Here is a 22,934-nt window from a genome sequence, read left to right as displayed (position 1 = left end):
AGGATAGAGTGTGATTGAGGCAACAATCAAGGGCGAAGGGAAAAATGTCTGAAACGCTGGAACGACGCGCGGGAAGGCCTGCCAAGAACGTCCTGAACCGGGACCTCATCCTGGCCACGGCCATCACCGTGCTCAACCGGACCGGGCCGGAGGACTTCACCATGGCGGCCCTGGCCAAGGAGCTCGGCGTCAAGACCCCCGCGCTGTACCACCATGTGGGCGGCAAGAATGACATCCTGGCCGGCATGCGCCAGTTCGTCACGGCGGGCATCGACTACGGGGTGTTCAAGGCCCTGCCCTGGGACGAGGCCACCGTCATCTGGGCGCGCTCCTACCGGGCCGCCTTCGCCGCTCACCCCTATGCGATCTCACTGCTGGCCACAGTGCCGGTCACCGGCGCGCACCCCACCTTGCAGATGTACGAGGAAGTATCCCAGGGCTTCCGCGCCGCGGGCTGGCCCGAAGAAAAGATCGTCAGCGCCATCGTGGCCCTGGAGAACTTCATCCTTGGCTCGGCCCTGGATGCTGTGGCCCCGCCGGACATGATGGAACCCGGCGATTTCGCCGGCGAAGTCCCCGGCTACACGCAGGCCCTGCGGGCCGGCGAAACTGCGGAACCGCGCCTGTCCCGCGCGGACCAGGCCTTCGAGCTGGGCCTCGCCGCACTGGTGGCCGGCCTGGCCTCACTCAAGTAGCGTCAGCGGACCGTGTGCCCCTCCGCCACGCCGTCCTCACGGGCCGCCGGCCCGGCCACGTCGGCGGGCTCCTTCGAGAGCCTGCCGGGCTCCTTCGAGAGTTTGCCGGGCCACCAAATGCGCGCGCCGAGGTCGTAGGCGAGCGCGGGAACCAGGAGCGAGCGCACCAGCACGGTGTCGAGCAACACCCCGAAGGCCACGATGAAGGCCAGTTGCACCAGGAACATGATCGGGATGACGCCCAGCGCGGCAAAGGTCGCAGCCAGCACCACGCCCGCCGAGGTGATGACCCCGCCGGTCACGCCAAGCCCGCGCAGGATTCCCGGCCGCGTGCCGTGCTTCAGTGACTCCTCGCGCACGCGGCTCATCAGGAAGATGTTGTAGTCCACCCCGAGCGCCACCAGGAACACGAAGCCGAACAACGGCACCGTGGCATCCGCCCCCGGAAAGGCGAAGATCCCGTTGAACACCCAGGCCGAGACGCCCATCGCGGCCCCGTAGGACAGCACCACCGAGAGCACCAGCAGCACCGGCGCCACCACGGAGCGCAGCAGGAGCATGAGGATGAACAGGATGACTACCAGCACGACTGGGATGATGACCGCCAGGTCGCGCTGCGCAGTGGTGTTGGTGTCCAGCGCGATGGCCGTGACCCCGCCCACGAGTGCTCCGGCATCGGCGTCCTTGACGGAGGCGCGCAGCGACTGTACGGCGTCTTCCGCCTCGGCCGAGTCCGCCGCGGAGTTGAGCGTTGCGTTGATCAGCACCCTGCCGTCGCGAACGGCAGGGTCGGCGGGCGTGCCGGGGGCTCCCGTGATCGGCACACTGCCCTCTGCGAGCAGGTAGGCGTCCCCCACGCCGTCGGCGGCTTTGACCTTGTCCAGCACCCGCTGCGCGGCACCTTCGGAGGCAACCACGACGACGGGGCTGCCGCTGCCGGCGTCGAAATGCCTCGCCAGCGCGGCCTGGCCGTCCACGGCGTCGGACGCGGCCAGGATGACGTCGGTCTGCGGGACGCCGTTGGCCTTCAACTGGAGGACTCCGGCCGAGGCGGCCAGGAGCAGCAGCACCGAAGCAATCCACACAACGCGCGGCCGCCGCGACACCAGCGTGCCCACACCGTGCCACAGGCCCTTTTGCCCCTCAAGGCCGGTGACCAAGGCAGGTTCGTGTTCGTCGTCGGGCAGGAGCTTGGGGCGGAAGGGCCAGAAGGCGGCGCGGCCCAGCAGCGCCATGAACGCCGGCAGGAGGGTGAGCGCCGCGAAGAGGGCGCAGACAATGCCTGCCGCTGCGACCGGGCCGAGTGCCTTGTTGGAGTTCAGGTCCGAAAAGAGCAGGCACAGCAGCGCGATGATCACGGTGGCGCCCGAGGCGAGGATCGGTTCGAAGGATGCCTTCCACGCGCTCAGGACGGCGCGCGTGCGGTGGGTGGTGTGGGTCAGGGCCTCGCGGAACCGCGCGACGAACAGCAGCGCGTAATCGGTCGCGGCGCCGATCACCAGGATGGACAGGATGCCCTGGCTCTGGCCGTTCAACTGGATCCAGCCGAGCTTGGCCATCCCGAACACCAGCAGGATGGCGGCGCAGAGGGCGAACATCGAGGTGACGAGCACCATGATCGGGAGTACCAGCGAGCGGTAGACCAGGAGCAGGATGACGAAGACTGCCCCGAGCGCCACGAGCAGCAGGACGCCGTCGATGCCGCCGAAGGCGTTGACCAGGTCGGCCGTCAGCCCCGCGGGGCCGGTGACGTAGGCGCGCATGCCGTCCGGGGCGCCGGGCCGGACCACGTCGCGCAGTTCCTTCACCGCGTCCCGCAATTCACCGGAGGATGCGATCGGGACGATGAACTGGACGGCTTTGCCGTCGTGGGACGGGATGGGCCCGACGACGGCGCTGCCCAGCTTGAGTGCCTCGATGCCGGCTTTCAACCGGGCTGCTTCGCCACGTTGGGCCGGAGTGAATGCCGTGTCGCTTTCGACGACGACCACGGCCGGAACCTCGTCGGAGTCGCGGAACTTCGCCTGCCAGTCGCCGGCTTCGGTGGCTTCCGCCGAGCGGGGCAGGAAGGACGCCTGGTCGTTGGCCGAGACCTCGTCCAAGCGCCCGAACGTCGGGCCACCCACGCCCGCGATCCCGAGCCACGCCATCACCAGCACTGCGGGGACCAGCCACCGCAGCCACCCCATGGTCCTGCCTGCCTTCATCGGGATCCCCTCTTTCCTCCCTGCGTTTCCGCGCCAGTGCGCAATGTCCAAGCTGCGCAAGCTAGTTCCAAGATAGACTATCTCCATCATGGAAACAATTGGGGTGGACCGGTGCGGCCTGTGGGCGGCGACTTCGGTTCAGCCTGTCCGCGCGGGTAATATCCGGAAGGCAGCAGTCCGAGGAGAGTAAGGAGGGAGGCATGCCGCGAAACCGTGACGGCAAAGCCGGCATTCCGCCGTCGGCTGCTCCTGCCGAGCAGCCCTCCCCCGCGGAGTCCTCCCCCGCGGAGTCCTCCCCTGCGGAGTCCTCCCCCGCGCAGGAGCTGGTCAGGCTCCTCCGGGAGTTCACCTTGGAGGCCAACCGCTATGCGGATACCGCCGGCGGAAAGCACGGCATGCACCGGACGGACCTCAACGCCCTGGCGGTGATCATGCGGCACTCGGCCGCCGACCGCGTGGTCACGCCAGGAGTCCTGCGCAGCGAACTGCACCTGAGCTCGCCGGCCACCACGGCGCTGGTGGACCGGCTCTGCGCCTCCGGACACGTCGTCCGCGAAAGGCTGGGCACGGACCGACGCCAGGTCCAGCTCCGGATGACCCCCAAGGCCTACCGTGACGGCAGCGCGATGTTCATGCCCCTCGCCTCCGCGATGGGCCAGGCGATGGCCCCCTACAGCGCCGCGGACCTTGAGTTGGTGCACCGCTTCATGTCCGACATGCTTGCGGCCACGGCCGCGGCCGGCCAGGAGCCCGGCCCTCCGGAGCCCTCCCGCCAGGACCCGGGCGGCCCGCGCACGCCACCCGGCCGGGCCGGCTGACGCTGCCGCCAAATCCGGGGTCCGGGGAGTAGCGTTTCCCTATGAGTGAGCAGAAGCCGGACGACGTCTACACACACGGCCACCACGAGTCCGTTGTGCGGGCCCATGCCTCGCGCACGGCGGAGAACTCCGCGGCCTTCGTCATACCCCATCTCACCCCCGGAACCTCGGTGCTCGACGTCGGCTGCGGACCCGGCAGCATCACCTGCGATTTCGCGGATCTGGTGGCCCCTGCGCAGGTCGTCGGGCTGGACCGTTCGGCCGATGTTGTGGCGCACGCGGCGTCGTTGGCGGCCGAACGTGGAGTGGAGAATATCGAGTTCCGCACCGGCAACATCTACGACCTCGAGTTCGAGGACGAGACCTTCGACCTCGTGCACGCCCACCAGGTCCTGCAGCACCTGACCGACCCCGTGGCAGCTTTGCGCGAGATGCGCCGTGTGGCGAAGCCCGGAGCAATCGTCGCCGTGCGCGACGCCGATTTCCACGGCATGAGCTGGTACCCCGAGGTCCCCGAACTGGACGACTGGATGGAGCTGTACCAGAAGATCGCGCGCCGCAACGGGGCAGAGCCCGACGCCGGCCGCCGCCTGGTCTCCTGGACCCAGCAGGCGGGATTCACCGAAGTGGCACCCAGCAGCAGTAACTGGCTGTACGCCACGGCGCAGCAGCGCCGCTGGCAGGCGCGGGTGTGGAGCGAACGGGTGCTGCACTCGGCCTTCGCCGAGCAGGCCCTCGAGTACGGCTTCGCGCAGGAGGCAGAGTTGGCCCGGATCGCCGCGGGATGGCACCGTTGGGGATCCACCGACGACGGCTGGTTCCTGATCCCGAACGGCGAGGTGATCGCGCGGGCGTAGGCCCCCAGGGGCGGCCTCCGGAAGTTTTCCGTGAATTGTCCCGCGGGCATGTAGAAATCCGGCAGGCAGGTCCGACCCGTCAGTGAGAGCACCCAAACCGGGGGCTCCTTCCCAAGGAGTTCGAGATGAAGTACATGATCATGATGTTCGGTTCCGCCGAAGGAATGATGGCCACGGCGGATCCGGAATGGGTCAAAGAGATGATCGGCTACATGGTCCAGCTCGACAAGGACCTGAGTGATTGCGGCGAGCTCGTGTTCAACGCCGGTCTGGCGGACGGTTCCACGGCGAAGCTGGTCAAGCAGACGCCCGACGGCGTGATCACCACGGACGGCCCCTACGCCGAGGCCAAGGAGTCCCTGATCGGATACTGGGTGGTGGACGTGGCCAGCGAGGAACGGGCCATCGAGATCTGCTCCGGGATCGTGAAGTATTCGCAGGTGGTGGAGTTGCGCGCCATTCCGGACGGTCCTCCCGAGGTCTAGCTGTTGGCCGCTGTTCCCCGGGATCCCGCCCTTGAGGACCTGCTGCGCACGCTGGCGCCGCAGGTCCTCGGTGTGCTGGTGCGCAGGCACGGGCAGTTCGCCGAGTGCGAGGACGCCGTGCAGGAGGCCCTGCTGGAGGCCACCCTGGCGTGGCGGTCCGGGAGCGTCCCGGACAATCCGAGGGCGTGGTTGCTGACGGTGGCCGGCCGGCGGCTGGTTGACCAATGGCGCAGCGAGGCCGCGCGGCGCTCCCGCGAGGAGCGTGCCGCTGCCCTGGAAGCCGCCCCGCCCGGTGACCCGACCGACAGGCCACCGCAGGACGCCGACGACACCCTGGCCCTGCTGTTTCTCTGCTGCCATCCCGTCCTCTCCGCACCGTCCCAGCTGGCGCTGACACTGAGGGCGGTCGGCGGGCTCACGACGGCGGAGATCGCGAGCGCTTTCCTGGTGCCCGAGGCCACCATGGGCCAGCGGATCAGCCGGGCAAAGCAGGGAATCAAGAAGGCAGGAGCCCGGTTCGCGCTGCCGGATCCCGGTGAACGAAAGGCGAGGCTCGCCGTCGTGCTCCAGGTCCTGTACCTGATCTTCAACGAAGGCTATGCGGCGAGCTCAGGTCCGTCCATGCAGCGTGAAGATCTGACAACGGAGGCGATCCGCCTGGCACGGCTACTGCGTTCGGCGCTGCCGGAGGAACCGGAAACCGGCGGGCTTCTGGCCCTCATGTTGCTGACGGATTCCCGACGCCGGGCCCGCACCCTGCCCAACGGCATGCCGGTGCCGCTCGCCGAACAGGACCGCGGACTGTGGGACCGGGAGCAGATCGGGGAAGGACTGGTGCTGCTTGAGTCGGTCCTCACCATCGACGGCCCGGGCCCGTACCGTCTGCAGGCAGCCATCGCCGCGGTTCATGCCGAGGCAACCGTTGCGGAGGACACCGATTGGCCGCAGATCCTCGCCCTGTACAACGTACTTGAGTCCGTAGCACCAAGCCCTGTCGTGACGTTGAACCGGGCGGTCGCCGTCGCCATGGTGCACGGGCCGGAGGCCGGGCTGGCGCTGTTGGCAGGCCTGGATGGCGAGCTTGCCCAGACGCACCGGCTCGACGCCGTCCGCGGGCATTTGCTCGAAATGACCGGCGACCTTGCCGCGGCCCGAGCCTGTTTCGTGGCCGCCGCAAAGAAGACCGGAAGCCTCCAGGAGCGCAACTATCTGTTGTGGAAGGCCGCCGGTTCCACGTCGAACGGCCCAACGACGAGCTGAACGTCGGCGCGGCGCACCGGAGCCTGATCGCGGCCCGAACAGCTTCGTCCGTTCCCCGCTCCGGGCGGGCCTAAGCTGGATCAGTGCAGTTTTCCCTTTGGCTGGCCCTTGTCGGTGCCGGCACCCTGATCAGTTTCACTCCCGGTGCCGGGGCCATTTCCACCATGAGCAACTCGCTCAACTCGGGCTTCCGCCGCTCCATCTGGGGCGTCCTCGGCCAGCAACTGGCCCTCATCATCCACATCGTGATCGTCGCGCTCGGGGTCGGCGTGCTGGTCTCCGGTTCCCCGGTGGTCTTCAACGTGATCCGCTATGCCGGTGCCGCGTATCTGGTGTACCTGGGCATCCGGCAGTTCCTGCACAAGCCGGACCTCGACAAGGAGAAGGTCGAGGACCGCCGGAATGAGCCTGCGCTTTCGATGTTCCAGCGCGGCGTCTGGGTGAACCTGCTCAACCCCAAGGCCATCGTGTTCTTCCTGGCCTTCATGCCGCAGTTCATCCGCACGGACCAGCCCCTGCTGCAGCAATACCTCGTCCTCACCGCCACGGTGGTGACGATCGACATCCTGGTGATGTGGTTCTTCTTCGCCCTCGCCGCCCGCACATTCCAGCGTTTCACCCACGATCAGCGCGGCCAAAAGATCCTCAACCGGATCTTCGGCTGCCTCTTCGTTGCGGTGGGCGTCCTGCTGGCCGCCATCCACTAAGAACCCAAACCACGCAGCGCCAAGCCGCCCGGCACCGACGCAGGCAAGGAGCCCCGAGTGACGCCCGAGCCCCGTGTGAACCGCACCCGGCCCATCGCCCCGCCCACCGCGCGGGGAACGTCCGCACCGCTGTACGCCGCCGGCTTCGTCACCGCGTTCGGCGCCCACAGCATCGCCGCCGGGATGGGTGCCCAGAGCGAAAACATCGGCCTCACGCTTCTGGGCCTCGGCGTTCTCCTTGCTGCCTACGACATTTCCGAGGTCTTCCTCAAGCCCGTTTTCGGTGCGCTGAGCGACAGGATCGGCACCAAGCCCGTGATCGTCGCCGGTTTGCTGGCCTTCGCCGTGCTCTCGCTCCCGGGGCTCGGCGGCAGCGATCCGGTCATGCTCGGCATCGCGCGCCTGGGCCAGGGTGCGGCGGCGTCGGCTTTTTCCCCCGCCGCCTCTGCGATGGTCGCACGGCTGGCCGCCGGCAAGAACGCCGGCAGTTATTTCGGAAAGTACGGCTCCTGGAAGAGCCTGGGCTACGTCATCGGCCCGCTGCTGGGCGCCGGCCTGATTTTCCTCGGCGGCTTCGCCCTGCTCTTCGCGGTCCTGTCCGGGCTCGCACTGGCGGCCGCACTCTGGGTGCTGCTCGGGGTGCCGCACCTCCCGCCGCTCCCCCGCCAGCGCTACACCGTGGTGGACCTCTTCCGCCAGGTCACCGAGCGGCGCTTCCTGGTACCCACGCTGGTCCTGGCGGCATCGATGGCGGCCATGGGCGCGGCGATCGGTTTCCTACCCGCGCTGGCTACCAGGCATGGACTCGGCCCGGTGGCGGGCACGGCAACGGTCAGCGTCCTGGCCATCGCATCGTTGCTGACCCAGCCGCGCGTGGGCCGCATGCGGGACGAGGGACACATCAGTGACGGCAGGGGCATGGCCGCCGGCCTCCTCCTCACCGCCGCCGGCGTGGCGGTCATCGCCGTCGCGCCCGGCCCGGTGACACTGTTCCTCTCGGCGGCGGCCATCGGCACCGGCGTCGGCATGGCAACACCACTGGGCTTTGCCCATCTGGCGAATACCACGCCGCCCGACCGCATGGGCCGCACCATGGGGTCGGCCGAACTGGGCCGGGAACTCGGCGACGCCGGCGGGCCGCTCCTGGTGGGCGGGATCGCCGCCGTCAGCGCCCTGCCGTTCGGGCTCGGTGCCCTCGCAGTGCTGGTCGCCGCGGCCAGCATCCCGCGCCCCGGCGCACGCCCCGCCGCGGATGGAAAGCAAGGGGCCACGTCGGGCTAGGCCGGCTGCCGGCACCCGTTCCGGGGGCGGGGTTCCAGGAGTAGTCTCGGTCCATGGCTGCCGTAGTCAGCATCGCGGGCCTGACCAAAAGCTTCGGGCACTCCATGGCCTTGGACGGCCTGGACCTCGAGGTCAGCGAAGGCGAAGTCCATGGTTTCCTGGGTCCCAACGGCGCAGGGAAGTCCACCACGCTCCGCATCCTCCTGGGGCTGCTGCGTGCCGATGCGGGCACCGTCCGCGTGCTCGACGGCGATCCCTGGCGCGACGTCGTCACCCTCCACCGGCGCATCGCCTACGTCCCCGGTGACGTCAGCCTGTGGCCCGGGCTGAGCGGCGGCGAAGCGATCGACCTGCTGGGCAGGCTGCGCGGCGGCCTGGACGACCGGCGGCGGGCGGAACTGCTGGAGACCTTCGAACTGGACCCCACGGTGCGCGGCCACGCCTACTCGAAAGGCAACCGGCAGAAGGTGGCGATCGTCGCGGCCTTGTCGTCCAACGCCGAGCTGCTCATCCTCGACGAACCCACCTCGGGCCTCGACCCGCTCATGGAGGCCACGTTCCGCCAGGAAATCCGCCGTGAAAGGGCCCAGGGCCGCAGCGTGTTGCTCTCCAGCCACATCCTCGCGGAGGTGGAATCCCTCGCGGACCGGATCAGCATCATCCGCCGGGGCAAAGTGGTGGAAAGCGGAAGCCTGGACCAGATGCGCAGCCACGCCCGCACCAATGTGGCCGCCACCCTCAGCGACGGCGCCACCCGGCTCTCCGCAACACCTCAGCTCGGGGCGGTCCCCGGCGTCGACGGTTTGCGGATCGAGGGCAGCCGGGTGCAGTTCAACGTCGACGCCGGCGGGCTGGCGGCGGCGATGAACGTGCTGACCGGACTCGGCGTGAGCGCGCTGACGGTCACCCCGCCGAGCCTTGAGGACCTTTTCCTCCAGCACTACGGCGAGCGCGGCGGGCAGGGACGGACCCAATGACCGGCCGCCACGCCGCGATCCGCACCGCCGGGACCCAAACCTCCCGGACGCCGCTCACCCGGATCGCACTCACCGGAACACCCCTGACCGGAACCTTGGCCCTGCTGCGGCACGCCCTCCGGCTGGACCGGTGGAAACTGCTGCCGTGGCTGCTCGTGATCGGGATCTTTCCCACCGTGAGCTACTCGGTGTACGGCTCCTTGTTCTCCACGCCGTTGGAAGCCAAGGCCCTGCAGCTCAGCCTGGGCACCAACCCGGCCTTCTCACTGCTCTTTGGCCCGGCCACCGATCTCGGGACAGCGGCGGGCTTCACCGCGTGGCGCGTCCAGATGTTCGGAATGTTCTTCGCGGCCCTGATGGCGGTCTTCACCGTCACCCGGCATACCCGGGCAGCCGAAGAATCCGGCAGGGCCGAACTCCTGGATTCCGGGGTGGTGGGCCGGCACGCCCGGCTGGCGTCCGCCGTCGTGCTGGCCTGGCTTGCTTCCGCCGCGGTGACGGTCCTGGTCGGCGTAGCGCTGATGGTGGCGGGATCGGAGCCGGTGCCGGCCTTCGCGCTCGGAAGCGCGTTCGGCGGGATGGGTCTGGCGTTCGCCGGGGTCGCCGCCGTCACCGCGCAGCTCGGGTCGACCGGCCGGACGGCGAACACGCTCGCCGCCACCGTGCTGGGCGTCAGCTACTTGCTCCGCGGCCTCGGCGACACCTTGGACGATTCAGAGTGGCTGCTGTGGACCAGCCCGATGGGTTGGGCGGAAAAGATCCGGCCGGCGTCGGAGAACGAGCTGCGGCCACTGCTGCTCCTGCTGGCGGCGGCATTGATGCTGGCCGTGCTGGCGGCCTGGTTGGAATCGCGACGGGACTTCGGGATGGGGCTGATCGCTCCCCGCGGCGGACCTGCCCGGGGACGGCTGGGCACTTGGGGGTTGACCGCACGGCTGAACCGGGGAGCTTTCCTGACGTGGGCCGTTGTGTTCGTCGCCCTTGGCTCCGTGTACGGGTTGGTGGCCACCACGATGTCCGGCATTTTCAACGACAATCCCTTCGTGAAGCAGATGATCGCCTTCCGGCTGGCCACCGAGGAGCAGTTGCTGTTCGCCTTCGTGGAAGTCCTTTTGCTGGTGCTGGCCTTCATCGGCGGTGTCTTCGGCATCCAGGTGGTCCTGCGCTTCCACACCGAGGAGGACGAGGGCCGGGCCGAGTGGATGCTCTCGGCGCCGTTGTCCCGCCTGTCCTACGTGGGACCAACGGTCGTGCTCGCTGCGGTGGGCCCCGCCGTCGGCATGGCCGCGGGTTCGGCAGCGCTGGCCACCTCAGCCCGGTTGGCCGGGTCCGAACTGGATACGGCGAAGGTGGTGTTCCAGGGCCTGGCGGAGGTTCCGGCACTGTGGCTAGCGGCCGCCGTCGCGCTTTTCCTGGTGGGCCTGGCCCCGCGCGCACGGGCGGGGGCGTGGCTGCTGCTGGTGTACTGGCTGCTGCTCACGATGTTCGGGCCGGTGCTGAAAGCGCCGGACTGGCTGCTTGGCACCAGCCCGTTCCACGTGGTGCCCAATGTGATGGAGTCCAACCCCGACTGGCTGCCGGTGGCGTGGACCCTGCTGCTGGCGGTCGGCCTGCTGCTCGCCGGGCTGGCCGGCTACCGGCGCCGGGACCTGGCGAGCCGCTGAGCCGGTCCCGGCGCGAACCCGCCGTCGATACCATCCCACCGGAGTTGCCCGGAAACGTGACAGGAGCGGAAGCCCTCAACTAGCCAAAGAGCGGCGGCACCGGCAATGCTTGACGACATGTATTCAGCGTCCCGGCCGTATCGCATCATCGCCGTCTGCACCGGCAATATCTGCCGCTCCCCGATGGCGGAACTCATGCTGGTGGAAGCGTTCGGTGCCGCGGGGCTGGCCGACGTCGTGACGGTGGATTCGGCGGGAACCACGTCCTATGAGGTGGGGCGGCCGATCGACCCCCGCGCCGCCCGCAAGCTTTCGGCCCACCGGATCCGTTCGGGATCCCACATCGCCCGCGTCTGGCGGCCGGAATGGTTCCAGGAGCGCGACCTGATCCTCGCACTGGACGTCGACCATTACGGCTGGCTGCAGCAGGCTGCCCGGGGGCAGGCGGACCTGGCGAAAATCCGGATGCTGCGCAGCTTCGATCCCGCCGTGGCAGGCCGCAACACCCTGGAGCTTGGCATCGACGATCCCTGGTACGGGGGCCACCGCGACTTCGACGCCACCTGGGACCTCATCAACGCGGCCGTTCCAGGCATCGTCGGATTCGCGCGGAACGCCATCGCCGGAAAACAGGACGACACCCAGCAGGTACGCTCTACTTCATGACTCCAGCACCCGTGATCATCGCCGTCGATGGCCGCTCAGGAGCAGGAAAGACCACGCTGGCCGTGGAACTTGCCGCGCGGCTGCGCCAGCACCACAAGGTGTCGCTCTTTCATCTTGAGGACATCTACCCCGGCTGGAACGGGCTCGCCGCCGGCGTCGAACGCTACGTCACCACGGTCCTGGCACCCCTGCGCCGCGGCATGGCAGCCGAATGGGTCAGCTGGGACTGGGACATGCACTACGACGGCGGCACCCACACCACCCTCCCGGCGGAGATCGTCGTCGTCGAAGGCGTCGGTGCGGCAGCCGAGGCAGCCCGTCCCCTCGTGGACGCGGTGGTCTGGGTGGAGTCACCCGAGGAGGACCGCCGCCAGCGCGCCCTGGACCGCGACGGCAGCAGCTACGGACCCTACTGGGACACCTGGGCAGCACAGGAACAGGAATGGCTGGACACGGACGACGTCCCTGCCCACGCCGACATCCACGTCCTCAACCGCGCCGACGGCGCCGCCCCCGACGACCTGATGCAGGCCCTGAACTACCTTCCGGCGCTCTCGGCCGTCCTCGCACCCGAACTCTCCGCACGGCGGGGACTGCGGCTCTTGTCTGAGCGGATCGACGCGCAGCCCCGCGCCGAAACCCTGTTCCAGGCCCTGTACGGAACATCGGAAAACGCGGTCTGGCTGGATTCCTCGAACGCCGGAACGGCGAGCGCCGCCGGCGATGAGGCGGCGGCGCGCAGCCGCTTCAGCGTCCTGGCCGACGACGGCGGAACCTTCGGCCAGTCGGTGCTGCACCATTCCGGGACCACCCGGGTCACCGCCGGATGTGCCACCGCCCGGGTTGCCTCCCCCTTCTTCCGCTGGCTCGATACCGTGTGGGGCCGCCGGGCCGTACGCGCCCCCGAAGGCTACGACTGCGAATTCACGCTCGGCTGGCTCGGCTACCTGGGCTATGAGCTCAAGCGCGAGACCGGCGGCAACGACGTTCCCTCGGACACCCCGGACTCTGCGCTCCTGTTCGCGGGCCGGGCCGTGGTGCTCGACCACCAGGAAGGTTCAGCGTGGCTGCTCGCGCTGGACGCCCCCGACGCCGGGGACTGGCTGGCGCACGCCCGCGCGGCGGTGCAGGCGGCGGCTGAGCCGTTCAAGGCAGAGCCGGGCACAGCGGCGCCGGAAAAAGCCGGGCCTGCCACCGTCGGGCCCTCGCCGGAAGCGCCGGAGCCGCCGTCGTTCGCCAGCCGTGACGGCCGCACCGACTACCTCCGCAAGATCAAGGAAGCCCAGCAAGAAATCGCCGAAGGCAACAGCTACGAAGTCTGCCTCACCACCACCGTCAGCGCGCCGGACCCGGGGCTCGATCCGTGGGAGAGCTACCTCGCGCTGCGCCGCCGCAACCCGGCTCCGTTCGCCAGCTACCTGCGCTTCGGCGGCCTCACGGTGGCCAGCACCTCCCCCGAGCGTTTCCTGCGGATCGCTTCCGACGGCGCCATGCGGGCCGAACCGATCAAGGGCACCCGTGCCCGCGCGAACGACCCCGTGATCGACGCCCATCTCCGCAACGACCTGGCCCGCTCGCCCAAGGACCGGGCCGAGAACATCATGATCGTGGACCTGCTCCGCAACGACCTGAGCCACTTCGCGGTGCCGGGGTCGGTGACCGTGAGCCGGCTCTGCGCGATCGAAAGCTACGCCACGGTGCACCAGATGGTCAGCACCATCGACGCGCAGCTGCGCCCCGGCGCGCCGCGGGCCGAGGCGGTGGCCGCCGCCTTCCCGGCAGGATCGATGACCGGGGCCCCGAAGATCAGCACCATGGACATCCTGGACCGGCTCGAGGACGGCCCTCGCGGCGTGTATTCGGGAGCCATCGGCTACTTTTCGCTCAACGCGGCGAGCGACCTCGCCGTCGTGATCCGCACGCTGGTGATGAACCGCGACGGCGACCGCGGACACGCGCTCTCGCTCGGCGTCGGGGGCGCGATTACCGCCGATTCCGAACCGGCGGAGGAATACGAAGAGATCCGTACCAAGGCATTCGGCGTGCTCTCCGCGCTGGGCACGGACTTCCCCGAGGACGACTGAGCGGGCAACAATAGCTGGGCTGCCTCCGGAGGGGAGAACTCCCCATGCGCATCCGGTGCACCGCCTGTCCGATCCACGTAGGGTGGGGGACCATGAAGAACCTCCTCGCAACGATCGCCCTCGCCGGCGCCGCGTGCCTGACCGCCTGCTCGCCGGGCGGCGCCGGAGCGGCACCGGGCACCGCGCCGCCAAGCCTCTCGAACAGCGCTTCAAGCAGTGCCGGGCCGTCGGGCGGCGCTGAGGGGACGCCGTCGTCGGCTGCGGCGGGCGGCGTTAAGGAATCCTGCGAGCTCTTCAACTCCCTCTACGCCGAATACGCCGCCACGGGAAAGGACGACGCCGACGGCTTCGACGACATCTACCTGCGCTCGGACGACGCCAAGGACTCCGCCCCCGAGGAAGTGTCGGGGCTGTTCGCGGCCCTGAGCCTGCTGGCGCTGGACCGTTCGCTCGGGGACGCCCCGTCCCAGGAATCCAAGGACGCCATCCGGGACGCTTTCCTGGCCAGCTCCGGTCCGTGCACGGCGGAGGGCGTCACGCTCAGGATCTGAGGTCCCACCCCGGACGCAGCAGAAGCGCCGGGCCCTTTCAGCAAGAGCCCGGCGCTTCTGTTTGCCTGTACAGGACCCGGCTGGGCCTGCGGAACTCAGCCGAGGCTGATCGCCCCGACGATCTCCTTCAGGCGGTCCGTGCGCGGTTCCTTCCCGGCGTCGGACACGGGCCAGACCACCAGGACGCCGATGAACCGGCCGTTCTCAAGGACGCCGACGGCGGAGGCCACCTTCGCTGTGCCGTCGGGATCCTCGAAGCCCACCATGACGGCGTAGGAGTCCTTGCCGGGCAGGTCGAGGGAACCTTCGGCGAGCTGGGTGCCGCCGCGTTCGTCCACGTAGTAGGCGGCCATGAGGTGCGCCCAACCGGTGGCCTGGGGCGCGTCCGTGACGGCGCCATCGTCCTTGACGACGGTCACCAGGACGCCGCCCAGGAGCCCGTACTGTTCGGTGTTGGGCCCGGCCGTGGATTCGGGGAGGACCTGGGTGAATTCGGGGAAGTCCGCGGTGAAACCCAGCGGGGATTCGATGTGCACTGTCATGTGGCTGCTCCTTCGGTGAGGACTCGGTGCGGCTGCCTGCGCGGCTGCCTAGAGCTTCTCGAGCTTCGTGTCGTTCTCGACCTTGTGGTACGTGGTCACATTGGTGGTCACCTGGTTCTCGGTGCTGACCTTCACTTCGCCGGCTTTGAGGTCCACGCCGGCCTCGTTCTTGGCCGTCACCACGTTGTTCACCTGGACTGTGGCGGAACCGTGGTCGTACAGCTTCGCGGCATCGGATGCCGCAGCCGCGGTGTTGCCCGTGGCGACGTTCCGCATGTAGCTGTCGATGATTTCCTTGTTCTCCGGAGTGTAGTCAATGTCGATCTTGACCGTGCCCTGGGTGCCGGCCGTGATGCTCGACTCGGCGCTTCCCACACCCTTGGCCTCAACGCCGTCGACGGCGCCCGTGGCAACGGTGCCCTCGAGGGACAGGGAGACGGAGTCGATGTTGTTGTCCTTGTTCATATTGACCTCCAGGCCGCCTTTGCCGGAGGCCTCGAAGCGCTGGCCGTCAAGGTCGAGCTGTCCCGAGGCGGACACCTCGCCGCTGGCCTTTGACGTGCCGTCGCTCAGGTTCTTTTCGTAGGACAGGTCCAGTTTCACGCCGCCTTCGGCGTCGGTGCCGGCCTTGCCGGACGCCTCGAGGGACAGAGTGCCCTTTGCCTTGTCCACGTGGCCGTCTGCCCCGTTGTCCTCGGCGGCATCGTTGATCCGGTCGAGGATGTAGTCCGGCGGGTTCGACGCCACGTCCTTGACGTCGCCGATGCTGTCCGGCGGGAGTTCCCTGAACATTTGTGCCTGCGCCGCTTTGGCTTCTTCAACGCTGTCGAACGTGTACTCCCGGGAGACCTCGCCGCTGAGCGTCGCCCCGGCCGTTCCGGACGGGTCGTTCACGCCCAGCCCCAGCTTGCCATGGACCTTCATGGTGGCGGAGCCGTCGGCGTTCTGCACGATTTCGGTGCCCACCTCGGCGCCGCCGTGCACCCAGGCGACCCGGGCTTCGATCGCGGCCTTGCCGGTTTCCTTGTAGACCGGGATGTCGGCCTTCGCCTGTTCGTGGAGGTACTTGCGGGCCTCTGCCTGGGCGGAGTCCGGGACTCCGCCGTCCATCTCCATGATCTGCTTGGCGGTCTCTTCGTTGTTGAGCAGGTACTTCTTGTCCTCGTCGGACAGGCTGTTCCACCACTTTGCCTGCTCTTCAGGGCTGGCCTTGAGCATCTTTTCGGCGCCTTCGGTGAGCTCCTTGCGGTGTTCCTCCCGCTCGGCCGCTTCCTTGGCGCGCTCCGCCAGCCATTCCCGGGCGGCGTCGATCTTCTCCTGGGCCTTCTCCGCGAAGGTCATGCTGGTCCCGCCGGTGCCGCGGTCGGAGGCCTTTTCCTGCTCGTCGGCGTGCTTGAGCAGGATCCTGGAATTCTGCCGGAGGCTTTCGACTACCTTGTCCAGGCTGGGGCGGTGGCTGCCCGTCCAGTCGTGCTTGAAGCGTTCCGCGTCGTTGCCTTTCCAGGGGGCCGCCATGATCTGGCCCTGCAGGGATGCAGCCTTGGTGCTCAGCAGCGTGGCAGCCTTGTCGGCCGCCTTGGCCAAGGCGCGAAGCTGGTCTACATCAGCTCCAAAGAAGGTCATGATTCCCCCGGGAAAGAGTGCGGTCGGCGTACGGCGTCCCCAAATCCTTGCATGGAGCCCGGCAGCGCTGCCATGGGCAAGACTGCCCATGCGGCGGAGGCTGACACTGCGGCGCAGACTATTGCAGGGTCGCGGTCAGCCTCGCCACGTTGTCCACGTATTTGGCCAGCATCGGCCGGTGCAGCCAGTCCCCCAGCGTCAGCTCGAAGCTCGCCTCCCGGTAGCTCTGCTCCACCGAGCGCATCAGGTCCACGGTTTCCGCGCCCAGGAGCATCACCGACACCTCCATGTTGAGCGAGAAGGAGCGCATGTCCATGTTGCTGGACCCCAGCACGGAGACCTCGTCGTCGATGGTGAAATGCTTCGCGTGCAGTACCTGCGGAGCGCGGTACAGGTAGATGCGCACGCCCGCCTCGAGCAGGGCCTCGTAGTAGGAGCGCTGGGCATGATGGACCAGGAACTGGTCGCCCTTTTCCGAAACGAAGAGTTCCACATCCACGCCCCGCTGGGCCGCGGTGGTGATGGCGTACAGCAGGGAATCGTCCGGCACGAAGTACGGGCTGCAGATGGAAATGCGGTGCTGGGCCGAATAGATCAGGGTGTTGAACAGGCGCAGGTTGTTTTCGGTGACGAACCCGGGCCCGCTGGGCACCACCTGGGCCGTGACCTGTCCCCGGCGCGGGTCTTCCGGCAGCCGCAGCTGGGATTCGAGGGATTCGTCGGTTTCGCTGAGCCAGTCCGTGGCGAACACGACATTGAGGGTTGCCACGATCGGGCCCTCCAAGCGGGCCATGAGTTCGACCCATTTGCGGCCGGCCCGGCGGTGCCGCGGATTGTTGTAGGAGGGCTCGATCAGGTTCTGCGATCCCGTGAAGGCTGTCTCGCCGTCGATCACCAGGATCTTGCGGTGGTTCCGCAGGTCCGGCCGGCGCCACTGGCCGTGGATGGGCAGCAGGGGCAGCATCCGCTTCCACTGGATGCGGCTGGCCCTGAGCCGGCGGATCAACCGGCGGTAGCCGGCCACCCTTAGGGTTCCGATGTGGTCGAACAGGAGCCGCACTTCAACTCCGCGCTCGGCCGCTTTCTCAAGTTCGGTGAGCAGGCCGTCCGTGACGGAGTCGCTGCCCATGATGTAGAACTCGGCATTGACGTAGCTGCGGGCGCCACGGATGGCTTCGGCCATGGCGTCGATCGATTCCTGGTAACCGGGGATCAGCTGCACCGAGTTCCCGTCCACCATGGGCAGGGAACCGAGCCGGCGGTTGAGCTCTGCGGCCGAGCTCACCCACTCAGGACCGGAGTATTTGCTCACGACGTCGGCCATCGCCGAGACGCCCGAGCGCACCCGTTCGTTGACTTCCGCCTGTTGTTCGCGGCGGCGCCGGGACAGCCGGAAATTGCCGAAGAGCAGGAACAGCACGAAGCCGATAGAAGGGACCAGGAAGACCACCAGCAGCCAGGCCATGGCGGTAGTGGGGCGGCGGTTGCCGGGAATGGTGCCCAGGAGCACGATGCGCAGGATGATTTCGGCGAGCGCCCACAAGGCCAAGGGCCAGGTCCAATCGGTCCCCACCTGGAAAGGAAAAAGCACTCAAACCCCCACGATTCCCACTGCCGTTAGGGACCAGCGTAACCGGCGGGGCGCATTGTTCTGTCCGTGGCCACGTAGGATTCCGCGGCATCAATCGAAGCAGCGCGGGCTCCCACCCCGGAAACGGTGGCCCGGTGAGGCCCGCACCCGGAAAGATCACGCGGAAACCGGCAGAGGCAGGCTGGAGAAAGTGCCAAGCAGCGGCCTGGGCAGTCTTGCGCCATAGCCATGGGCCCGGGAAAGGGGCACCGTGGGCTGGGCGGATCAGGCCCGTCCGCCCGCACTAAGCTGGAACCATGACTCTCCCCGTCCCCACGGTTCTCGTGTTCCTTGACCCCGCGTTCGAGAACGGCCGCATCGCCGATGCCACGCAGCCCCAGCTGATGGCGACGGACCTCGGGGCTACGCGCGGTGACGGAGTCTTCGAGTCCCTGCTCGCCGTCGGCGGCCATGCCCGGAAGGTGCACGCCCACCTGAACCGCCTGCAGGCCTCGGCCCGCGCGCTGGACCTCGTGATCCCGGAGCAGGAGGCCTGGCGCCGCGCCATCGAAACGGCGATCGCCGAATACCGCGGGACTTTCCCCGCCCCCGAGCCGGAGTCCGACGAAGTGGTGGTCAAGCTGTTGGTGACGCGCGGCGTCGAAGGCGCCTCGGCCCCCACGTGCTGGATCCAGGCCTCGCCGTCCCCCGCGGGCAGCCGCCGGCAGCGGGAGACCGGGATCGACGTCGTCCTGCTGGACCGCGGTTTCGACGCCGAGGCGGGCGAGCGCGCCCCGTGGCTGCTGCTCGGCGCCAAGACGCTGTCCTACGCGGTGAACATGGCGGCGCTGCGCTACGCGCACAAGCAGGGCGCCGATGACGCGATCTTCATCTCCAGCGACGGCCGCGTCCTGGAGGGCCCGACGTCGACCGTGCTGCTGGCGCATGTGGAAACCCTCGACGACGGCAGCGGCTCCCAGCGCACCGTCAAGCGGCTCATCACCCCGCAGCTGGACAGCGGCATCCTGCCCGGAACCTCCCAGGGCGCGCTGTTCGCGAAGGCCAAGGCGGCGGGTTGGGAGCTCGGCTACGGCCCGCTGGTCACCCAGGACCTGTACGACGCCGACGCCGTCTGGCTGATTTCGAGCATCCGGCTGATCGCACCGGTCAACCACGTGGACGGCAGGGAAATCGGCACCCCGGCCCTGCGCAAGCAGCTCACGGACGAACTGAACGAGCTTTTCGCCGGAATCGAATAGGGCCCGGCACCGATTCCCGAATTTCCCGGCGGGTCACGTCTTATCGACTTTATTTGACACTCAATTCTCGGATATTAATCGATACCTGACTTGCAATTACGTCCGCAATACAGGCCGCCGAAAGTCGGCGGCAAACCCTATTGTGAACGCATTCCATCAGTGGTTCACTAATGCCAGTGATCCGCGCTGGGGCGGGTGAAACTCCTCTCTGCCCGGCAGGACGCTTGTTTTCACGACGTCGTGAGACAAACCAGACTGATGGGGGCTTCATTGTGAGTGCAGTTTCTTCGTCCCAGAATTTCAACCACGGATTTCCCACGCCCGGACCCCAGGACCCCTCACCGCAAAAAGTGATGGACCATGTGTTTTTCCTGAGTGAAGGCGAATGGAAAACGGTCCGCGAAGAAGAACAATTCGACCACATCGTGATCGGCAGCGGGTTCTGCGGCTACGCCTTCGCAGAGCGGACCTTGACCGTCAACCCGCAGGCCCGGATCCTCATCATCGAGCGTGGTCCGTTCTTCCTGCCCCAGCATTTCCAGAACCTGCCCCTGCCGTACCGGGAGACGCTCGGCGGGCTTTCCGAGACCTTCCCCTGGACCCTGGCCGCAGCCACCGCCAGCCAGCCGCCCGGCAAGATCTCCTGGCAGCACGGCATGGTCCCGTTCTACGGCGGCCGCTCCATCATGTGGAGCGCCTGGTGTCCCCGCCCGGAGGAAGACGAGATGCGGGGCTGGCCGCGGGCCGTCATGGACGCCGCGAAGGCGCACTTCGCCACGGCCGAGGACCTGCTCAATGTCATTCCGGCGGACCAGATCGACGCCGGGCTCCCGGCCGAAGTCGTTGACCTCATCAACAACACCCGCCCGGTGTACGGGATCATGCAGAAGGCCCTGCAGGAGCGGCTCGCAGCGGGCCTGCACGAGATCGACTCGGCCACGCGCTCCATGCCGGCGCCGCTCGCCGCGGCCTCAGGCGCCAACTCCGGCATCGACTTCGCGAAGTTCTCGACGCCGGCCGTACTGCTTGAGCTTTCGGACAGGCAGCAGGCCCTCGCCTCGCAGGGCAAAGGCTCGCCACTGCGCGTTGTCACCGACTGCACCGTGAAGTCCGTGTTCCAGCAGGACGGCCGGGCCACGGCCCTGGATACGAGCCGCGGCGTGGTGAACGTCGGCAACGCCAACCTGGTCCTGGCCATGGGCACGCTTCCCCCGGCCACGCTGGTGCTCAATTCCTTCCCGCAGGTCCAGCGGGCCGGCGAAAGCTTCAGCGCGCACTTCATCACCTCGGTGGTGGCCAGGGTCCCGCGGCAGGACTACGACTTCAGCGAAGCCCTCGGCGAACTGGAACTGGCGGCCATCTACATGGCGGGCAAGAGCCCGGCAGGCATGCAGTACCACGTGCAGCTGTCCGTGCTCTCGGACCGGAAGCCGGCGGAGAACGCGCAGAAGTCCGAGCGCTATGCCCCGGACGTGGTGGCCACCGCGTCCATGGCGCAGTTGCTGTCCTCGGAGGATTACCTGGTGTTCGTCTGTGCGGTGCTCGGCGAGCTGGACGAATCGAATCCGGAGAACCACCTGCGTTTCTCCGGCGGCGCGGACCCCACCACCAACGTAACGCTGCAGGTGCTGGCCAACGCCACTGACGACGTCACCTGGGACACGATGGACGAAGGCACCTTCCAGATGCTCGAGCGCGTGCTTTCCCCCGGTGGGGCCGGCCGCGTGGAGTACTGGCACGGCGATCCGAACAACGGAAGCTGGAGCACCGAGCGTCCGGGGATCCCGGAACGCCGCGTCCCGGGCCTGGTCCACGAAAGCTCCAGCCTGCCCATCGGCGAAGAGGAGGACGCCGTCGTCGGGACCGACTACCGCCTCAACGGTGTCGAGAACGTCTTTGTCTCCGGCGGCGCGCTGTGGCCCACCGGCGGTTCCTGGAACCCGACCATGACCATGGTGGCCCTCGCCCAGGATCTTGCCGAAAGACTGGAGGCCGACGGCGGCAAGGGAGTTTCGCAGTGACCGCGGCGGTCCCGGCGGTGGAAGGAGTTGTCCTGCCCACCGTTCCGCCGATGACCATCGCCGATGTGCTGGACAAGCAGGACGGCGTCTATTGGGTGGTGAAGGACGCGAACTCGGTGTTCCTGTGGGTCAACCAGAACTTCGCCGACCTGGTGGGCATGACCAAGGACGAACTGATCGGCCACCAGGACTCGCGCGCCGAGCACGTGGCCCACGACAAGGAGGTCATGGCAAGCGGCAAGCCCCTGCTGAACTTCCACGAAACCATCGAAGTGCCCCTCAAGGACGGCGGCTGGGTGAACGTGGACATCGTGACGCAGAAGGGCCTCCTGCGGTCCCTGGACACCGGCGCGATCATCGGGATCACGGTGTGCTTCTCCCTGGCGGATCCGCCCAGTGAGTGACATCGGCATGGGCGGACCCGACGCAGCGGGCTGGATCAAGCGGCTGGGCATGACGCCGTCGGGGGTTGGCGGCTGGTTCGCACCGGCAATGGTGAGCAAGGAGGCCATCCCCGGCGCGGCGCTGCCGTCCCGTTTCGGCGGCGCCGACCATCCGCTCTACAGCTCCAACTGGTATTTGCTGGAGGCCGGCGAGGTCCTGCAGTTGCATACGCTCAAGCAGGATGAGTTGTGGTTCTTCCACCTGGGTGCGCCTATCCGGCTGCACGTCTTCTCCGGGGAGGACGGGTATGCGGAGACGGTGTTCGGGCCGGATCCGGACGCCGGCCAGGTCCTGCACGGAGCCGCGCCGCATTCCACCTGGTTCGGCGCGGAACTGGCCGGACCGGGGTTCGCGCTGGTCAGCTGCAGCCTGTCGCCCGGCTACGAGCCGGCGGATTCGGCGAAGCCCACGGAGGAGCAGGTGGCGGCGCTCGTGGCCGGGTTCCCTGCGCAGGCGGAGCTGATCCGGCGGCTGGCCGCGGGCGGCCGGTCGACGGGCGACCGGTCCAAGGGCGGCCGGTCCGCCGGGGAGGAACTCGCGGAAGGGCAGTTCATCGATGATCAGCTCGCCGATGATCAGCTGGCGGGCGGGAGGTTCACCGTTCAGTAGGAACCGGTTCGACAAAGGTGGCAACGGGTGGGACGCGTCGGCATGGCCGGCGCGTCCCACCGGTGTTTAAACCAAGGCGGTCATGACGTTCCAGCCGCCGCCGATCCGCACGCGCGCCAGCCATCCGCCACGCCCGTTCCCCGGATACAACCACAACGACCCCGACGAATCCCGCGCCAACACATCCACCCGGCCATCACCATTGAAATCCCCCGGCCCCACCAGGCCCGTCATCACATTCCACCCCCCACCAACACGCACCCGCGCCAACCACCCACCACGCCCGTTCCCCGGATACAACCACAACGACCCCGACGAATCCCGCGCCAACACATCCACCCGGCCATCACCATTGAAATCCCCCGGCCCCACCAGGCCCGTCATCACATTCCACCCCCCACCAACACGCACCCGCGCCAACCACCCACCACGCCCGTTCCCCGGATACAACCACAACGACCCCGACGAATCCCGCGCCAACACATCCACCCGGCCATCACCATTGAAATCCCCCGGCCCCACCAACGCCGACATCACATTCCACCCCCCACCCACACGCACCCGCGCCAACCACCCACCACGACCATTCCCCGGATACAACCACAACGACCCCG

At 68.1% G+C, this 22,934-nt stretch carries 21 protein-coding genes; 16 read left to right on the top strand and 5 right to left on the bottom strand.

The window, feature by feature from the left end:
- Positions 1 to 44 precede the first annotated feature (44 nt).
- Complete coding sequence (locus DWV11_RS01060; RefSeq protein WP_115787031.1) at positions 45 to 695, top strand: TetR/AcrR family transcriptional regulator; 651 nt, start codon at positions 45 to 47, stop codon at positions 693 to 695.
- A 2-nt stretch (positions 696 to 697) separates the two neighbouring features.
- Here the strand turns inward: DWV11_RS01060 and DWV11_RS01055 are convergent, their stop codons facing one another.
- Entirely contained in the window at positions 698 to 2,902 is a 2,205-nt protein-coding gene (locus tag DWV11_RS01055; RefSeq protein ID WP_115787029.1) for an MMPL family transporter, read from the bottom strand.
- A gap of 200 nt (positions 2,903 to 3,102) precedes the next feature.
- On the opposite strand from DWV11_RS01055, the gene DWV11_RS01050 reads away from it, so the two are divergent.
- The 11 genes from DWV11_RS01050 to DWV11_RS01000 all read left to right on the top strand — a co-directional run bounded on the left by DWV11_RS01050 (position 3,103) and on the right by DWV11_RS01000 (position 14,252).
- A complete protein-coding gene (locus DWV11_RS01050; protein ID WP_115787027.1) occupies positions 3,103 to 3,720 on the top strand; it encodes a MarR family winged helix-turn-helix transcriptional regulator in 618 nt (205 codons plus the stop codon).
- A 41-nt stretch (positions 3,721 to 3,761) separates the two neighbouring features.
- On the top strand, positions 3,762 to 4,577 hold the full coding sequence (locus DWV11_RS01045) for a methyltransferase domain-containing protein (RefSeq protein ID WP_115787025.1): 816 nt from the start codon (positions 3,762 to 3,764) through the stop codon (positions 4,575 to 4,577).
- A gap of 125 nt (positions 4,578 to 4,702) precedes the next feature.
- Positions 4,703 to 5,062, top strand: a complete 360-nt coding sequence (locus DWV11_RS01040; RefSeq protein ID WP_115787023.1) for a YciI family protein — start codon at positions 4,703 to 4,705, stop codon at positions 5,060 to 5,062.
- A 3-nt stretch (positions 5,063 to 5,065) separates the two neighbouring features.
- A complete protein-coding gene (locus DWV11_RS01035) occupies positions 5,066 to 6,322 on the top strand; it encodes an RNA polymerase sigma factor (protein WP_168404499.1) in 1,257 nt (418 codons plus the stop codon).
- A gap of 83 nt (positions 6,323 to 6,405) precedes the next feature.
- Positions 6,406 to 7,029 carry a LysE family transporter gene (locus DWV11_RS01030; protein WP_115787022.1) on the top strand — a complete coding sequence of 208 codons (624 nt, stop codon included), beginning with the start codon at positions 6,406 to 6,408 and terminating at the stop codon, positions 7,027 to 7,029.
- Between the two features lie 75 nt (positions 7,030 to 7,104).
- On the top strand, positions 7,105 to 8,310 hold the full coding sequence (locus tag DWV11_RS01025; RefSeq protein WP_115787114.1) for an MFS transporter: 1,206 nt from the start codon (positions 7,105 to 7,107) through the stop codon (positions 8,308 to 8,310).
- 53 nt (positions 8,311 to 8,363) lie between these two features.
- Positions 8,364 to 9,287: an ABC transporter ATP-binding protein gene (locus DWV11_RS01020; protein WP_115787020.1), complete on the top strand. Its 924-nt coding sequence runs from the start codon at positions 8,364 to 8,366 to the stop codon at positions 9,285 to 9,287.
- On the top strand, positions 9,284 to 10,951 hold the full coding sequence (locus DWV11_RS01015; RefSeq protein ID WP_115787018.1) for an ABC transporter permease: 1,668 nt from the start codon (positions 9,284 to 9,286) through the stop codon (positions 10,949 to 10,951). Before DWV11_RS01020 ends, DWV11_RS01015 begins: the two co-directional genes overlap by 4 nt.
- Positions 10,952 to 11,068: 117 nt before the next feature.
- Complete coding sequence (locus DWV11_RS01010; RefSeq protein WP_115787113.1) at positions 11,069 to 11,617, top strand: low molecular weight protein-tyrosine-phosphatase; 549 nt, start codon at positions 11,069 to 11,071, stop codon at positions 11,615 to 11,617.
- Positions 11,614 to 13,701 carry a chorismate-binding protein gene (locus tag DWV11_RS01005; protein WP_115787016.1) on the top strand — a complete coding sequence of 696 codons (2,088 nt, stop codon included), beginning with the start codon at positions 11,614 to 11,616 and terminating at the stop codon, positions 13,699 to 13,701. The genes DWV11_RS01010 and DWV11_RS01005 overlap by 4 nt, the downstream gene beginning before the upstream one ends.
- A gap of 92 nt (positions 13,702 to 13,793) precedes the next feature.
- Positions 13,794 to 14,252 (top strand): hypothetical protein, encoded by a 459-nt coding sequence (locus DWV11_RS01000; protein ID WP_115787015.1) that lies wholly within the window; start codon positions 13,794 to 13,796, stop codon positions 14,250 to 14,252.
- Positions 14,253 to 14,347: 95 nt separating this feature from the next.
- Here the strand turns inward: DWV11_RS01000 and DWV11_RS00995 are convergent, their stop codons facing one another.
- From DWV11_RS00995 to cls, 3 genes are all read right to left on the bottom strand, one after another.
- Complete coding sequence (locus DWV11_RS00995; RefSeq protein ID WP_115787014.1) at positions 14,348 to 14,794, bottom strand: hypothetical protein; 447 nt, start codon at positions 14,792 to 14,794, stop codon at positions 14,348 to 14,350.
- Positions 14,795 to 14,842: 48 nt separating this feature from the next.
- The gene (locus tag DWV11_RS00990) at positions 14,843 to 16,417 is read right to left on the bottom strand and encodes a hypothetical protein (RefSeq protein WP_115787013.1); all 1,575 of its coding nucleotides are present in this window, start codon (positions 16,415 to 16,417) and stop codon (positions 14,843 to 14,845) included.
- Positions 16,418 to 16,535: 118 nt separating this feature from the next.
- The gene (gene cls, locus DWV11_RS00985) at positions 16,536 to 18,008 is read right to left on the bottom strand and encodes a cardiolipin synthase (RefSeq protein WP_115787012.1); all 1,473 of its coding nucleotides are present in this window, start codon (positions 18,006 to 18,008) and stop codon (positions 16,536 to 16,538) included.
- A gap of 296 nt (positions 18,009 to 18,304) precedes the next feature.
- On the opposite strand from cls, the gene DWV11_RS00980 reads away from it, so the two are divergent.
- From DWV11_RS00980 to DWV11_RS00965, 4 genes are all read left to right on the top strand, one after another.
- Positions 18,305 to 19,246 (top strand): aminodeoxychorismate lyase, encoded by a 942-nt coding sequence (locus DWV11_RS00980; RefSeq protein WP_115787010.1) that lies wholly within the window; start codon positions 18,305 to 18,307, stop codon positions 19,244 to 19,246.
- A 362-nt stretch (positions 19,247 to 19,608) separates the two neighbouring features.
- Entirely contained in the window at positions 19,609 to 21,267 is a 1,659-nt protein-coding gene (locus DWV11_RS00975; RefSeq protein WP_210725635.1) for a GMC oxidoreductase, read from the top strand.
- Positions 21,264 to 21,671: a PAS domain-containing protein gene (locus DWV11_RS00970; RefSeq protein ID WP_115787006.1), complete on the top strand. Its 408-nt coding sequence runs from the start codon at positions 21,264 to 21,266 to the stop codon at positions 21,669 to 21,671. The genes DWV11_RS00975 and DWV11_RS00970 overlap by 4 nt, the downstream gene beginning before the upstream one ends.
- Positions 21,664 to 22,320: a cupin domain-containing protein gene (locus tag DWV11_RS00965; protein ID WP_115787004.1), complete on the top strand. Its 657-nt coding sequence runs from the start codon at positions 21,664 to 21,666 to the stop codon at positions 22,318 to 22,320. The genes DWV11_RS00970 and DWV11_RS00965 overlap by 8 nt, the downstream gene beginning before the upstream one ends.
- A 66-nt stretch (positions 22,321 to 22,386) precedes the next feature.
- Here the strand turns inward: DWV11_RS00965 and DWV11_RS00960 are convergent.
- A partial coding sequence (locus tag DWV11_RS00960; RefSeq protein ID WP_136017853.1) for an FG-GAP repeat domain-containing protein occupies positions 22,387 to 22,934 on the bottom strand: 548 nt, incomplete at its 5' end.

Origin of the sequence: Arthrobacter silvisoli, from assembly GCF_003369445.1 — a bacterium.
GTDB lineage: Bacteria > Actinomycetota > Actinomycetes > Actinomycetales > Micrococcaceae > Arthrobacter > Arthrobacter silvisoli.
The sequence above is the reverse complement of the archived record's forward strand: the minus strand, read 5'-3'. Positions and strand labels throughout refer to the sequence as shown.